Raw genomic sequence first — 16,268 nt, 5'->3', positions numbered from 1 at the left:
CCAGTTTACAAGATTTCACTTCCAAAATCAACTGCATTCTTCTTCTGTCACCCATTTTTCACTCCAAACCTGTAACTGAACAATGGCCTTTTGAAGATCCGCTCCTTTTTCAGTTAACATATATTCTGAACGGCTGGACTCTTTACATGAGAAGTTTCTGGCGATGATTTTTTCTTTTTCAAGTTCTTTTAATCGTTCAACTAAAACCCGATCACTCACCATAGGTATTTTAGCTGCGAGATCAACAAAGCGTTGCGGACCATTTTCAAGCAATACATCAATAATCAGCCCATTCCATTTTTTACCTAAAATCGAAAAGGTCTTTTCAAATTTAGGACATAAAGTGAACTCTGTCTGTGTTAGCTCCATTTTACTCACCTCTTTGCTAAGAGTATAGCATATTACTTACAAAGTGTAAGTCCTAGTTGCTCAATTATTATTATTTATTAATATTTATTATTTTCTTTGCGCTTAATAAGACAAGAAAGACATCTGTGACAGGCTTTTCTAAAGATTCTGTCAACGCCTGTTGATAGAGATTCAATTGCCCACGATATTTTTGAATGACAGCATCAATCGCTGTTTCATCGTTGCGATCTAAAATGAAATCCGTCTTAAAGTCATATAATTGAATCGTCGTGGATAATTCGATATAACCATCAACAATCCCATGGATCAGCAATTCATCTTCTTCATTTGGGTATTGTTCAAAGACCCGTTCTGCAGGTAATAACATCGAAAACGGTTGTTCCCGTTTGACATGCTCTTTTTGCTTGATCAATTCTTTTCCTAGCTCGGTTTCAAAAAACCAAAGAATAGCAGAAAAATCAATTTTTTTGGCTACCTTTTGATCCACTAAACGCTTTTTGACTAATTCATCTAGCAATGCTTGAATCGACTCAGTAGTCGGCATTTCTAATGGCAGCAATTGCAATAAATAGTGTGTTGCAGTTCCGATTGCCGCAGCTGAAACCTGTTGCGTTTTTTGTAAGAAACGTGGTTCAGCCAATGTATCTTGCGTATAACGGAATTGGCGGTTTAACCCTCTTGTTTCATTGCTCTCCCAAACAAGTTTAGCATCAAGCGTATCATCTGGATCTTCAAATAAACGTTTAATTTCAGAGACCGATTGATAACTCGTGGTTTGAGTTGACTCTTTGAAAGGGTAACGATAATCGAGTCGTGCTTTCAAAGCAGGTGATAGTGGTGTTTGATCCACGTCATTATTTTCAGCAGCATCGTTTTCTTGCGCTATTAAACGTTGCCTTTTTTCAAGCAGAGATTGTTGATTCATCCAAGTAATCGCAAATTGGCTATCAGAGTTTTTTAATTCTGAAAGAATGGTTGCTTCGGCAAAATAGTTTTGCATCAATGGATGACGCATCAAACTAAGACCGATCCAGCTCATCAAGCTGCTATTCCCTTTTAATCGAGTCGTTGGCTCTAAGACTAATTTGGTTTGTTCAGAAGCTTCTGACCAATTCTTCAAGGTATCTTCTTTATTTTTATACGAGCCGATAATAAATAATTTTTGTTCCGCACGGGTCAAACCAACGTAGAGTTTACGCATCTCCTCTGACAATAACTTATTTTGTTTGGCTGATTTGATTGCTTGGTAAGGCAAGGTATCATACAACACCCGAGTATCAGGGTCCATATAACGAATCCCCGCACCTAGTTTTTCTTCAAAAGCATATCGCTTTTTTAAATCTTGCAAATTGAATTGTTTGGTCATATCTAATAAAAAGACAATAGGAAATTCTAAGCCTTTACTTGCGTGAATTGTCATGACTCGAACGGCATTATCGCTGGATGAAATCACCGGCTCCGCTAAATCTTTGTCTTTTTCCTGCATCTTTTCGATGAAACGAACGAATTGATACAACCCTCTAAACGAACTTTGTTCATACGCTTTCGCACGATCAGCCAACGCATAAAGGTTTGCTTGTCTTTGGGCACCGGCTGGTAAACCTGCTACATATTCTAAATAACCGGTTTGTAAATAGATCTCCCACAGCAAGTCAGTGATTGAAGACCGCCGAGCCAGTTCCCGCCACAATTCGAGTTGATTATTGAAATGGCGCAATTTATCAGCTAATTCATTCTGATTTGCTGTTTGGTAAGCCAGCACCGCATCATAATAAGTATGCGTACGATCAGCTAAACGGATCTGTGCCAGTTCTGGTTCAATCAGTCCTACGATCGGTGAACGTAAAACGGCTGCCAAGGGAATATCTTGATACGGATTATCAATCAATTGGAGTAAAGAAATCATCGTACGCAACTCCGTAGATTGAAAATAATTTTGGGCATCATTCATTTCTAAAGGGATATCCAATGTTTTAAAGATTTCTAATATCGTCAGATTATTCTTCTTTGTAGGTGTTAAAAGTACGATATCTTTATATTCGACCGGACGATTCTGTTTCATTTTTTTATCATAGATCAGGAATTTTTCATCAATCAGTTCGCGGATTTTTAAGCCCGTCATAAAGAGTTCGCCTTCTGTTTTGTCCTCTAGATTCTCATCAATTGGAAGGTCGCTGTTTGGCTCTTCTTCTTTTTCGTAAATCAATAGTTCTGGTTCAAAGCGATCGACTTCGTGGAAATCGGGAAATCCTAATCGTAATTGTGCAGCATCATCATAAGCGATTTGTCCCACAACAGGGTCCATCAATTGTTGGAACACCAGATTGGTAAATGACAGGACTTCCTTTCGGGAACGAAAGTTTTCTGCCAAAATGATCCGTCTTCCACCCTCAGCTGTTGAAAATGCTTCATACTTTTCAATAAACAAACTAGGATCAGCTAGTCGAAAAGAATAAATCGACTGTTTGACATCCCCAACCATGAATAAATTGCCGTTTGTCGGATCAGGCTGTCTAAGCCAATAAAGGATAGCTTCTTGCAACTGGTTGATATCTTGGTATTCATCGACCATTACTTCTTTGAATTGCTTACGATAAAGCTTTGATGCTTCACTTGGAAGCCATGACTCTTCTGTTTGAGTCGTCAAGATTCGCAAGGCAAGATGTTCTAAATCATTGAAATCTACTACTCCCTTTTCTCTTTTTCGTTGGCTAAAGCCATCCATGAAACGTTTGGTAACACTCGTGAGCTCTTCCACTAGGACAGCAGCTTTTTTCGTCCGTTCGGTCAATTGTTCAGGAGAAATCGGAAAATAAGTTTTTCCAATTTTCTGAATGATTTTTTTCGCCTGATCTCTTAAATTTTTAACTTCGGCTGAACGTTCTTTCAGCTCTGCTTTGCGACTGCTTTTAAAAGTAGTAAAAGTCAATGTTTCTAAACCCGTATAGGCTTCCGGCAATTGATCTTGTAATAAGTGATCATAAATGCGTTGGACTTGTTCTTTTTCTCCTGCAACTTGTTCCAACATTTTTTCCAGACCTTCTTCTTGCGCTAATCCAACCATTTCTTCATAAAGTTGCACACTTTGTGCCATATCTGTAAGTAGAAGTGGTCGCAATTGTTCTTGGTACAATGGTGAATGAGCTAATCCATCATCTAAACGATAGTTATCCACTAATTGATCTAACCAACGTTTGGGATCAGGATTCGCTCGCGCAAATTCATAAAGAGAGAAAACCAGATTGGTCAATCCATCATCTGAACGATCATTTGAAAAATTCATTGTTAATTGGAAAAACTCTTCCCGATCTTCGCTATAACAAGCCTCGCGTAATTCATCCCAAACATCTTCTTTCATTAAGATCGTTTCTGTCTCATCCGTTAACATCCGAAAAACTGGATCAATATCGATCAAGTAGTAGAATCGGCGGATAACCGTTAAACAAAAAGCATGTAAAGTAGAAATATTAGCACTCGGCAATAAAATCAGCTGTTTCGTGAAATGTTGTTGGCGTGCCGGATCGCTTTCACTATTGACTGCTTCTTGTAAAGCTTCTTGGATCCGTTCTTTCATTTCTTTCGCTGCCGCTTCTGTAAACGTCACGATCAAAAGTTCATCAATATTGAACCCCATTTTTAGTTTTTCGATTACTCGACGGACAAGCACTGTGGTTTTTCCAGAACCAGCGGAAGCTGATACCAGCAAGTTATCTCCCTGATCAAAAATGGCTTGCCATTGTTCGTCAGTGAATCGTTCGTTTTCTGGTCTCAAAGGAATTTTGGTCATTCTTCCTCACTCCTTTTTTCTATTCTTCGCAGGGCTTCTTCCTTGTTTAATTTTTCTAAACGGTGATAATTGTTTTCTTGCAACATCACATCAAACGTACAAACACTTCTAAAAGGACACATTTGACAAGCAAGCCGCTCCTTGTCTTTGTATGCTGGATTAAGTTTGATCTCCCCTGACGTGATTTTATCCCCTGCTAAACGCATATTCGCACGGTTATGCGCCATAAAAAGTTGGAGTTCCTGTTCTGTATAGAATTTTTCTTTACTAAAACTTCCCTTTTGATAGACATCTTTCGCATTTTTCTTGATCGGATAAATCAAAGAGTTCTCTTTTGCTTCCAGTGAATGATCTAATACTTCCAATAACTCAGGTTCATCAACAAAGATGCCGTCATAACTGAATTTTTTCAATGTCTCTTTTTCAATTTCATTTGCTTCAGACAAAATCGGATTATGGACATGTAAATAATAGGAACCAGCTGGTCGAACCAATGCTTTTCCAGTCAATTTGACAGCATCCATCAACGCTACGTCTAGATAGGTCAACAGTTGCATAGCCATCCCGTAGTAAGCTTCAGTGACATCAAAGGAACGTCCACTTGATTTATAATCGACAACACTAAGCCAGGTATCCGCTTGTTCAACAGCAACATCCACACGATCAATCTTCCCACGAACATGTAGTTTCCCTCCATTATTCAGTGGTAATTCCAACCCTGGGATACCTTGAGCGCCCGCAATTTGGCCAAACAATATTTCTGTTTGAAGGGGCTTCATCCCTGTATTTTTACTTTGCTTTTGTAATGCCCAAGCTACTTTTTGGATCGTTTGTCCTAACTGATAACGAATATAGTTCATTCGAGCTGAACTATCTAAAATTTCAAAGCGTAACTCGCCAAAGACTTCTTGCAAGACTTTTTCAGTAAACTCTTTACGTTGTGTATCGGTCATTTCTACTAGCGATATCTGATTTGAAAATAGTAATTTAAAGAAACGATCTAATGATTCATGATAAAAATCACCTGTAGCAGCCGGCGTTAAACCATAGACCATTCGTTCTTTCAGTTTCAAACCAAATTGGACAAAATATTTATATTCACAATTATAGAAATTTTCTAATCTGGAAATAGAGGTATAAATATCTTTACCATAGAGTTCCTCTGCCATCTTTTTAGGTAATGACACCGGGACATTCAGATGTTCTTGACTTTCAAAAATGCGCAATGCAAAATTTCGCCATTGTGATTGCAAGATCTGCTCTCTTAGTTGGCGCCAATACACCGGAACTTTTTTCTTCTCTTCCTTTGCTAAACGATAGATATGATTGATTGTATTGATCCCACTACGATACGTACCGATATAACAACTCGGATCGCTGTCTAAAACCAAATGCTCTTTTCTTTCAGCTGGGATCATCAAGTATTCCATGATTCGTTTCAAATAAGGAGAGATTTTCAACGTGTTTGTATCATAACTTTGAGCGTAACTGAGGTATAGACGCTGAGTGGCTGAAGCAAACACCAAGTAGGCTTGCAATGGTTCAAAAGACAAGTTCTCTTTTGCGGGATCAAATAAAAATTTCTCTTCCGCTAAACGAGCATTCAACGTTTCCCTTTCCTCACTAGAAAGCAAGCCTTTCGTTTCGTGCCGATCAGGAAATACTTGATCATTCAAGCCAATGGCAAACGTGACTTTCGCCTGGTTTGATCGTACCAGTTCCAAGCGGTTGATGCGTACTTGGTCGATTGCTGTAGGAATCTTCCCATAACTTAAATTTTCTAACCCGCTGGTAATGATTTCCTGAAACAAATGCCAGTCAAATTCAGATTCCCCATAAATGAGCGAATACTCGTCCAGTAAATCAATCAACGCCCCCCATGTTTGCTCATGGTTTCGGGCTGCTGCTAAATTGCCTCGTTCAATTTCTTGATTTCGCCAAAAAACTAATTGTTGTTGTACGCCACTGTTCACCAAAAAACGATAAAAGACCGTCGCGCCTTCTTGTCCATTTTTACATTTTTTTATCTTGTCAAAAAATGTTGGGACTTTCTCTTTGAAGAAGTGCCGAATATCATTCGAGCGTTTTTCTAATTCTTGAACATCTTCCAGTTGTTCTGCTTCAAAATCGTAAGACACGAACTGCCAATCTTTTTCTCTCGTCCAGTATGAACCTTGATAGTTATAAGCAAGTGCTACATTTTCTGTGACATCTAATTTTGCTCGGAACTGATTTCTTTGCTCACGCCAACTGGCTAAGTCTAGTGTATCATCCGCTTCACAAATGAATAATTCAGTTTTGAAAAAACGCATGATATCATTCAAACGATAGGCATATCGATCTAAAGCGAATAAACTATTGATCCATTCGATCAATGGATGATTCTCCATCAACTGCTCTTCATCAATATAAAAAGGAATCGCCATTTCTTTGAAAACAGGTTGTAGCAAGTTACCATAAAACGCCATATCTTTCGTTAACACTTGAATGTCACGATAGCGATAATTTTCCTCGCTGACCAAACGACGGATCTCCACAGCTAGTTGTCTGACTTCTTCGGTGGCGTTCTCTGCTTCCCAAATTCTCAACGCCTCTTGTTGCCCAACCTTCAGCGGCTGGCTTTTTTTGTTGCTAGAAGTTTCTTCCCACATTTTTTGCAAGTGCATGAGTGCAAGCGGTCTTTCATGTTCTGGGGCAAATTTTTCCACTAAAACCGGCACTCTTCGTTCTTTGGCACTGTTGATCAGTTGGAAATAGAGCTTTCCTGTTTCATGAAACAATGTCAACACTTCAGGCATATCCGTGATATAAGGACGATCAAGAAGCAAATCAATCACTAGCTGTCCCTTTTCCATCATGACCTGTAACAATTGATATTCTTGCGCATTGACTCGAGTGAAACCACTAACGATAAATTTCACCTTAGACATGTCTTGCGTTTGTAAATAATTTGCCAAAATGATCAAAGCATCTTCAGATTGCAGCGCACGTTGGACCAATTCTTCTTCAAAAGCTGTAAAAATCAATTGAAGATCTTTCATTTTCAACTGTTGATTTTCAGCTTTTACCGTATCCGCTAGTTCTGAAAAGACAAGATCTTCAGGTGAAATATTTCCAATACGTAATTCATTGTGCAATTCTTGCAACTGGCGAATAAACCCTTTTTTATTGATTTCTCCCCGAAAAATCGTTAAATTTTCTTCATTTTTTTCTAGGATCTGTCGCAAGATCATTGCCGAACCAGATTCTGAAAGTTCATTACCAGACAATAACGTTGTTTGCTGCAACAAATACCACGCTAAACGATAAAAACTAAATACTTGGACATTCGTTGTACTAAATGACGTTTTGCCACTTCTTTGACGCAGCTCTGTCAAGATTTCTTGTTCTTGTTCAAATTTATTATAGTTAGGTACAAGGAAAAATACCTGGTGCGTACTATCTTTTGCTAACCATTCGACTGATTCATCAATCAACGCTGTACGGTGGTCTTTTCGGGCTGTCCCGAGAATAAATTGTAAAGACATTTTCCCTCTCCTTATTCCTTAGATTCATTCCTCATTCATTATACCAAAAACAACTGAACATTTGTTCTTTCTCCTATTTTTTTTAGAAATTAATTGTTTGCGCTTATAGAGATTATTTTACCAAATCCTCTCAAAAAAAGTTTAAGACTACTTCTTGCGATTCACATCCATCAATCGCTATCCTTTACTTATTTCTTATACTTATCCATATAAAAAAAGCACCAAAGCTAGTTATTTCCACTAACTTTGATACTTTCTTTTATAACTTCATTTGGTTTAATGAATGGAACCCATCAATTTTTTGATTGGTTCTTTGATCATAAATAATACTACTGCTCCAACGATTGCTACGACACCGACAATCCCGAAATAAGCAGATTCAGTACCTGGTGTATAGAAACGCGCGATTTGTGCATTGATCGCTTGTGAAGAAGCATCTGCCAAGAACCAGATAGCAATGGTTTGTGATTCAAAAGCTTTAGGTGCTAATTTTGTTGTCGCAGACAAGCCAACTGGCGATAAGCATAATTCAGCGATTACGACAATGAAGAAGCTGCCGATCAACCACATTGGACTTACTTTACTATCTGTGCCATAAAGCATGCCTGGTAACATCATTAATAAGAAAGATAACCCAGCAAATAATAGTCCTAGTGAAAATTTCACTACTGTTGATGGTTGTCGTTTTCCTAATCTCGTCCACAATGTAACAAATACTGGTGTCAAGACGAAGATGAAAATCGGATTCAATGATTGATACCAACTAGCTGGAATATTCATACCGAACAATGTTGATTGTGTCCGTTCTTGTGCAAACAGAGCCAAGATGGAAGATCCTTGTTCTTGTAACGACCAGAAAATGATCGCTGCTAAAAATAATGGGATATACGCCCATACTTTTGGTTTTTCCTCTGCTGTAACATTTTTAGCTGTTAACATTTTAACAAAATAGTATAACGGTAAAAGAATACCTAAAACACTAATTGAATTGACAAAGAAATCAATGGTTAAATGTCCAGTGACTTGTGCGCCACCAAAGATTGCTACAATCACAACTAAAGCAATGACTAAGTTACGAATGAATTTTTTACGCTCTGCTGCTGTTAATGGGTTAGGAGCAACTGTTCCTATACCATCCAACGTTTTACGTCCTTGGATCACGTATTGTAACAGTCCAAAGAACATTCCGATTGCAGCTAATGAGAAGCCAAGATGGTAGTTGTATTCTTGTCCGATCGTTCCTACGATGATCGGTGCTAACATCGCACCTAAGTTGATTCCCATATAAAAAATAGAGAAGCCGGCATCTCGTCTTAAATCAGTTTTTGAATAAAGATGTCCAACCATTCCGGAAACATTTGGTTTCAAAAAGGCTGTCCCAAAGATAATCAAAGCCATTGAGACGAATAAAGTGGAAACACCAAATGGCAATGCTAAGACGATATGTCCAAGCATAATAAATATTCCACCGAAGAAAACAGTTCTTTTTGCACCTAGTACCCGGTCTGAAACCCAACCACCGATGATACTAGACATATAAATCAGTGAACCATAAATTGACATAATTGCTAATGCTGTTGCGGTAGGTAATCCAAGTCCACCGTTTGCTACAGTATCGTACATGTAGTAAAGCAACAGCGCACGCATACCATAATAACTAAATCGTTCCCACATCTCTGTGAAGAACAATGTTGACAACCCCTTCGGCTGACCGAAGAAGCCCTTGTCTTGTTGATTTTCCATAATCCATACCCCAATTCTTTAAATTTTCAGAAAATACTATAAATATTCACTGAAAAATTTAACTAAAAAACTTATTTAAGAAATATATACTTATTTTCTATAAAAACGAATAAAATTTAATGGGAAAATGATAATAAAAAATAAACAGATATTTAATAATTATATATTGCTATTTTAAAATGATCGAGTTTTACTTAGTTTAACAACAATGGAAACGTTAACTAAAATAACCTCTATTATTTTAATATTCATTAAAAAATTTACTTATTTTTTGTGAGCATATTATTTCACTTACTTTTTGTAAGGTGATATACTTCGTTTGTACTCATAAAATATGCAGATCGCAACTAAAGGAGATTTCACCATGACAACATTTACAACAACTTTGCAAAACCGTCGTTCTATCTATGATTTAGGACGTAACGTAACACTATCAAATGAAGAATTAACAGCTTTGATCAAAGAAGCAATCAAAGAAAGTCCAACTGCATTTAATGCACAATCAACACGAGCAGTCATTCTTTTTGGAGATGCTCACGAAAAATTATGGGAAATGACCGAAGAAGCTCTTCGCCCATTGACACCTGCTGAAGCTTTTCCAAATACGCAAAATAAATTAGCTGGCTTCAAAAAAGGCTATGGAACAGTCTTGTTCTTTAAAGATACAGATATCATCAAAAATCTCCAAGAACAATTTACATTATATGCTGACAACTTCCCAGATTGGTCAGAACAATCAAATGGGATTGCTACAGCAAATACATGGGTAGCCTTAACAGAACAAGGTTTAGGAGCTAACTTGCAACATTACAATCCAGTAATTGACGAAGCTGTCGCTAAAGAATGGAACATCCCATCTAATTGGAAACTACGTTCTCAATTAGTGTTTGGCTCACCAGAAACACCAGCTGGAGAAAAAGAATATATGAACGACGAAGATCGTTTCCGTGTATTTAACTAAAACCTCTATGTAATAACCAACTTTTAGCCCAATACTTTAATGGTTGTGAATAGCGTGCTTTAACTTGAACAATAAGTGCACATTTTTAAAATAGCTTTTCAACTCCTTAAAAGTGTCTGCTTATGTTTTAATATTCACTCTGTGATACCATTTCTGTCTATATTAAACTACTAAAGATAAAGAGCTCGGGGCGAAGGTCGCCCTGAGCTCTTTATCAATTTTCTTTTATCCTACCTTTAACCAGAAGGACTTGTTACATTAATTACATAAAAATCTTAAAATAGTCTATTCATGCGTTCTATTAGACTTGCCTATTAATAAATTCTATCAAATTTCACTAAAAAATTTAGAGATACCTTTAATGATCTTAAAAAATTAGATAATATGGAGACTGGGACAAAAGTTGTCTCAGTCTCTTCTAGTATCTCTAAAACGAATAAAATGAGTTTTTGTGTTTCTTGTCAATTTTCGGAAATTCCTTCTTATTTCTTGATACTAAACACTTTTGTCTCAACCTCTTCCTGATGGCTTTGTTACGACTATCATCTTTTTCTATTATTTTGAATGAATTAATTTATAACAAGCATATAAGTTTTTCAACACCCAGGTTTTATTTTCGTAAACGAGATATTTTGCAGCCCACTGAGGCTTGTATTTTTCTTTGTATTTCCTTAACCCTTTGAATGAATACAAATACTGAGTATTATTATAGACGCTGTAAATAAACGTATTCTCTAAATTAATTGTGTTTTTATAAGTAGAAGAGAACGGAGCCATTCCTAAATTGAATTTTTGATAACCTTGTTCCTTAGCCCATAGGATGGAATATAAATAAAGAGCATCCATCATTGCCACTTCTTCACTGATAGACCAACGGATCAAGTCGACTGAAATGGTCTCATTAGTATAAGTTGGCATCATGGAAACAAAGCCAACAATTTTTTGTTCTTGATTTCTTATAATACCAACTGCTGCACAATTTAAATATTCCTTCTCAAATCGTCCGACAGAAAAAGTCATCTCATTTTTTGACCTTAACCATTGATCAGATACTTCTTTCAATTCTGACAACAGTTCACGATCATGGGATAACTGTGATGTTTGTGAAAATTCCGAAGAAATTGTGCCCACGCTTTCTGATGACTCTGAAACAATTGTCGGTTCGATGATTTCAAACGTATACCCTAGTTTTTCCATTTGGTTTAATGTTGCTCTAAACCCTCTCTTCTTCTTCCCTGATAGTGAAAACTCAGATAAATCAATGACTGCTTCTTCTCCTAACTTGAAAAATTCGCAATTTAGATCATTATAAAAACTAAGGTACTGTGTGGAAGCTTGATAAAAAACAATTCGTTTGCCTAATTGATTCGCTTTAGACACCAAAGTTTTCAAAAAAGGAAAAATGGCTTCTTGTTTACCAACTGGATCACCTAAAATAAAGAGATAATGGTTATTTTCTTGATAAATCACTGCAACATCTTCCCACCACACAACTCGGTTTTCCTTTAAAAAACCTAAATGAGCTAAGTGATTTCCACCATTTTGTTCTAAGAAATTTCGATATTCAGCATCATCTAATAGCTTTAAATCAAGCTTTAATGATTTCCTTTTTCTTCTTCGGTGTATAACTGACCAAAGCCCAGAAAGTAAAAGCAATAATAGTGTCGTTCCACTCAGAATAAAGAATGATTGTCTAGGCAATATCGGAAAAATTTCAGTTAGACTATCAAATACATAGAGACACGCTAAAGTCCAAATCAATTTTTCTAAAACACTTTGTTTGATGACTTCGACCTCTAACCATCTCCTATAAAATAGAGTATCTACAAATAATACCGTTGTTAATAAGAGGGCTGTCAAACTTTGGTCTTCCCAAAAAAGATAAAACTGACAAAGTGCTAATAACATCAGTTTGAAACGCAACATTTCCCAAGTATCGATCGCCCCTTTATAAATCCCTACAACATCTGTCAGTAATAAAATGCTCAGACATACGTAAATTGGCGCAATAAAAAAAGCCGACTTCATTCCCATATATGCATATTCAAAAAATAAAATGCATGAATCAAATAAAAATGTTAATGAACAAAATAGAAAAATGGCTGTGCTGAGCGTTCTTCCAATTTGCTTCATCTGTGCTTGTGTAATCGAAAATACTACTGTCGTAAATTCCTTCGTAAGAATCGTAAATTGATTATTGCTGATTTTTTGACTAATCAGCATTTGAACTTCACTCACACTGAACAATAAACCAAACAATAGTGGAATGAAGTAATACGCTAAACGATACAGAATCAGCGCCATCAATACTGCTTCTTTATCTATCTGCAGCTCCTGTGTAGCGCCTAAAAGGAAAATGACATCAAACGCACCAAAACCACCTGGTACCATACTAATAATTCCAGCAATCGTTGCTAAAATAAAAATACTTTCCATATCAACGAATTGAACCTGCAAGTTAAGAAAACGAAACGCGACGTACATCACAATACCAGAAGTGAGATAATCAATCGTTGATACGATCGTGAATTGTAAACCTAACCATCTCGCAGCCGGAAGTGGCGGTTTGATACTAATGTAGCCGATATATAGAGGCAACAAACAAGCACTGACAATTAAACCAATCTTGATCGTATCATTTCCCTCTAATAAATGACTTTCTGGAAAAACATTTAGCAGCACCATTGCAGATAATACGCCCACACCAGAAATAGATGAGATCAATAATAGCGAAATCGCTTTTTTTAGTTGGTTTACTCTGCTTTGGTCAATATAGTTTTTATAGAAATTATAACGTACGCTGGCACCAAAAATTCCACCAAATCCCAAAACTGCATTGAATGAATTGGCAATCCAACTGATTTTTAATAGTTTTATTTTAGAAATTTTCATCGTCTTCAGTTTTCGGATCAATGCAAAGTCGTAGAGACAAAGAATGAAAATGCCTAAAGCACCTACTAAAAATAAACTGAAAATTTTTAAGATAGATTCATTACTAATTGTTTGTAACACTTTGCTTAACCTAATGGTAGAAAGTTCACTATTTATTTTTAAAACAGAGATCGAAAAAATGAATAGTGAGAATATAATTTTGAAAAAATTGAGTTTCATCCTCTTCATTAAAATTAAAAGTCCTTTCATTATAATAGAGCTAATATATATCAAATTAGTGAAACAATTTTTTTAATGTTATTATAAAAGTGATCGCAACGATTCAAAAATAAATAAACAAACTCTTTCTCATACGAAGAATCATTTTGAAATGCTGTGTAATCTAGCGTCTGCAAGGCAAAGAAAAAAGAGACCGAGCTAATACTTGCCTCAGTCTCTTATTATATATGCGACTCCGAAATAGGTTCATCCCATATATCGCTCACTATCGTTCTTTGTTCTTATTCTAAAGTAACTTACTCTTGATCAGAATCAATCATAATATCAATTTCGGCATCATCATTTAAATGCTGTGCTAAAAAAGTGACCAACTCTTCCATTGATACAGAAAATTTCAGCATGGGTCCACGCCAACCGTTACGAAAGAAATTCATTTTTATGATGGAAGATCCTTCCGGTTGATACAAAACGATTTTATTGATCTCAGAAAAAGGAACACCTTTTTTATCAAAGCTATTTAGAACAAGCCCATCTTCTGTTATACCACGACTATCTAGTAAAAAGCTGATGAAAATTAGCGCTGACAAGACCCCTTTTGCCAATTCATCTGCAGTTGGTTGACTAATCAGCGTAAACCAAAGAACTAAGATAGCCAGAAAAGGCACGACTAAGTAAACCCAGCGATTTCTAACCGTTCGATAGACGATTTCTCGACGTACCAACCATAAAAACAAACACATAACAAAGACAAATAAAAATAATAGTAAAGTAAATATACTAATCATCTAACTACACCTCTTTTCTCTTTCCAAATACTCGAAAAAGAAATAAAAATTACAAGCAAAAGGACATACAGTACCGATTTCGTTACTGTACGTCCAAAATCATTTCTTCTTATTCAAATGTTTCGTATTTTGCAACAACCATACTTGCTTTTTCTTCTAATAACTCTTGATCTTCCATTGCGCATTGAGCAACTTTGACTACGGCACAATTCGTCATTTTTGAAACAACTTCTCCGATAACTGCTTTTGTAAACCCAATCGGTTTACATGAATATTGCTCTCCTAAATTAATCATTTCTTCCGTCATCAAAATCCTCCTAAACTACCAAGCTCTTTTATAAGGTAACTGTTTTTTTCAAACAGTAATTGCTCTTTCAAATAAACATCATCTAAAAACATTTGTTATTTGACCTGCGATTTATTTCGACCTTACTGGCATTATAGCGTACTGTTTTCGTTTTCACAATTAAAAACTATCAATAAATCGAAACATTTTTTTCAATTTAAAAAAAATTATTCGGCTATTGATCCTGTGATTTTTCAAGACTTTTGTCTTCTTATTTTAAATTTGGAAAACAACATGTCAAATTTTTTATTTTATTTTTAAAAAAAAGCATTATAATATGTAAATATCAGAAAAAAGGGGAATTATTATGAAAAGATTCATTGGTAAAAAAATATTATTCTTGGCAGTCCTATTATTCGTTATTTTTTCTGCCACCACTTATTTTCACCATTCACACAATGTTGGAAAGGATACTGAAAAAGTGAGTAGTTATGCTAAAAAACAAGTTTTACTTGATGTCCCCTTGGAAAGCCAATTCACCGAGCCAGCGTTAGGAAATGGCTGTGAAGTTACTTCACTGTCCATGCTGCTTTCTTATTATGGTTACGAGACTTCTAAAAATCAGTTAGCTCAACAATTGAATTACGTTCCTGTTTTTAATGCTGATGGTACACATGGCGATCCTAATGAAGGGTTTGTTGGGGACATCAGCGGTGGAGATTGGGCAATGGGCGTCTATGTCCCGCCTATCGCTTCGTTGGCACAGACAATCGTAAAAACAGATTATCATACTCTTCCAAAAACCGATGCAACAATCAATGACATTAAGAAAGCTTTACAACAAGGAAAGCCTGTGTGGGCCTCCGTTACTTTAGATTTCCAAGTGCCTACTGATACTGATTTCGTTACTTGGCAAACAAACAATGGGCAAGTAAAAGTGACACCATTAAACCATGCCTGTGTAGTTACTGGTTATGATAATGACAATATTTATGTAAATGATCCTTATGGAGAAAAAAATAGACCCGTAGCAATCAAAGATTTTGAGGCAATTTTCACCTCAATGGGTGGTCAAATGTTGACTTTAGAGAAAAGCTAGTATTTTTATAAAAAATACATTATACTCTAGCTAAATATGATGGAAAGGATTGAGGGAAATGGAAAAAATTCATAAAAAAATAGATCCTAATGAAATTCCGATTATTTTCGTTCGTGATGTAAATGGTCATACACCAACCAAAGTTTCCGTCAAGGAATGGACGGATCGCTATAGCCCAGTTTCACTCAATGAGTTACAGATCAAACTTTATCGTCAAGCATTAGCCTATTATTCTGAGAAAGATTATGCAAAAGCGATTGATTTATTGAAATTTTTAATCTCACAAACAAACTATACACATTTTGAATACATCGAACGTTTGGCAACGATCTATCGAATCATCGATGCTCCACTAAAAGAATTTCAGTTACTTTCTAATACATTATCAATTGCCAATTTGATCCCACTTCCATCTGGTTTAATCAAGAAGTTAGAAAGACGAATGATCACTGTCAAAAAAATGCTGGATAAAGAGTAATATCTTGCATTTTCTTTGTGTCGTGCTATGATCAAATTGTTTGATTGGGATGTAGCCAAACTGGTAAGGCACTTGACTCTGAATCAAGCAATTGCAGGTTCGAACCCTACCATCCCAATAAA

10 protein-coding genes and 1 tRNA gene are annotated in these 16,268 nt (G+C 36.2%); 4 read left to right on the top strand and 7 right to left on the bottom strand.

The genetic code is table 11. The features are described from left to right. Window positions 1-27 precede the first annotated feature (27 nt). The 4 genes from IGK81_RS05735 to IGK81_RS05720 all read right to left on the bottom strand — a co-directional run bounded on the left by IGK81_RS05735 (window position 28) and on the right by IGK81_RS05720 (window position 9,426). Window positions 28-369 carry a winged helix-turn-helix transcriptional regulator gene (locus IGK81_RS05735; RefSeq protein ID WP_010719304.1) on the bottom strand — a complete coding sequence of 114 codons (342 nt, stop codon included), beginning with the start codon at window positions 367-369 and terminating at the stop codon, window positions 28-30. Between the two features lie 70 nt (window positions 370-439). Further along, window positions 440-4,156, bottom strand: a complete 3,717-nt coding sequence (gene addA / locus IGK81_RS05730; RefSeq protein WP_438757685.1) for a helicase-exonuclease AddAB subunit AddA — start codon at window positions 4,154-4,156, stop codon at window positions 440-442. Further along, window positions 4,153-7,683 carry a PD-(D/E)XK nuclease family protein gene (locus tag IGK81_RS05725; RefSeq protein WP_034699973.1) on the bottom strand — a complete coding sequence of 1,177 codons (3,531 nt, stop codon included), beginning with the start codon at window positions 7,681-7,683 and terminating at the stop codon, window positions 4,153-4,155. The genes addA and IGK81_RS05725 overlap by 4 nt, the downstream gene beginning before the upstream one ends. Window positions 7,684-7,959: 276 nt before the next feature. Then, entirely contained in the window at window positions 7,960-9,426 is a 1,467-nt protein-coding gene (locus IGK81_RS05720; RefSeq protein ID WP_010719307.1) for a peptide MFS transporter, read from the bottom strand. A gap of 364 nt (window positions 9,427-9,790) precedes the next feature. Here IGK81_RS05720 and IGK81_RS05715 point away from each other — a divergent pair, with 364 nt between their 5' ends. Beyond that, a complete protein-coding gene (locus tag IGK81_RS05715) occupies window positions 9,791-10,387 on the top strand; it encodes a nitroreductase family protein (RefSeq protein ID WP_010719308.1) in 597 nt (198 codons plus the stop codon). A gap of 555 nt (window positions 10,388-10,942) precedes the next feature. Here IGK81_RS05715 and IGK81_RS05710 read toward each other — a convergent pair. From IGK81_RS05710 to IGK81_RS05700, 3 genes are all read right to left on the bottom strand, one after another. Beyond that, window positions 10,943-13,399 carry a phosphatidylglycerol lysyltransferase domain-containing protein gene (locus tag IGK81_RS05710; RefSeq protein WP_412003826.1) on the bottom strand — a complete coding sequence of 819 codons (2,457 nt, stop codon included), beginning with the start codon at window positions 13,397-13,399 and terminating at the stop codon, window positions 10,943-10,945. A 395-nt stretch (window positions 13,400-13,794) separates the two neighbouring features. Further along, window positions 13,795-14,283 carry a hypothetical protein gene (locus IGK81_RS05705; protein WP_010719310.1) on the bottom strand — a complete coding sequence of 163 codons (489 nt, stop codon included), beginning with the start codon at window positions 14,281-14,283 and terminating at the stop codon, window positions 13,795-13,797. A gap of 109 nt (window positions 14,284-14,392) precedes the next feature. Next, on the bottom strand, window positions 14,393-14,590 hold the full coding sequence (locus IGK81_RS05700) for a hypothetical protein (protein WP_010719311.1): 198 nt from the start codon (window positions 14,588-14,590) through the stop codon (window positions 14,393-14,395). A gap of 346 nt (window positions 14,591-14,936) precedes the next feature. On the opposite strand from IGK81_RS05700, the gene IGK81_RS05695 reads away from it, so the two are divergent. From IGK81_RS05695 to IGK81_RS05685, 3 genes are all read left to right on the top strand, one after another. Continuing rightward, window positions 14,937-15,668, top strand: coding sequence for a C39 family peptidase (locus tag IGK81_RS05695; RefSeq protein WP_034700662.1), 732 nt, complete (start codon window positions 14,937-14,939; stop codon window positions 15,666-15,668). 58 nt (window positions 15,669-15,726) lie between these two features. After that, window positions 15,727-16,146, top strand: coding sequence for a hypothetical protein (locus IGK81_RS05690; RefSeq protein ID WP_010737477.1), 420 nt, complete (start codon window positions 15,727-15,729; stop codon window positions 16,144-16,146). A gap of 45 nt (window positions 16,147-16,191) precedes the next feature. Continuing rightward, window positions 16,192-16,264: transfer RNA gene (locus IGK81_RS05685), tRNA-Gln, on the top strand. Window positions 16,265-16,268 lie beyond the last annotated feature (4 nt).

The sequence above is a fragment of the Enterococcus sp. DIV0703 genome (genome assembly GCF_051711065.1).
Classification (GTDB): Bacteria; Bacillota; Bacilli; order Lactobacillales; family Enterococcaceae; genus Enterococcus_B; species Enterococcus_B hirae.
Note: the sequence above shows the minus strand (reverse complement) of the source record. Positions and strands in the feature narration are given on the sequence as shown.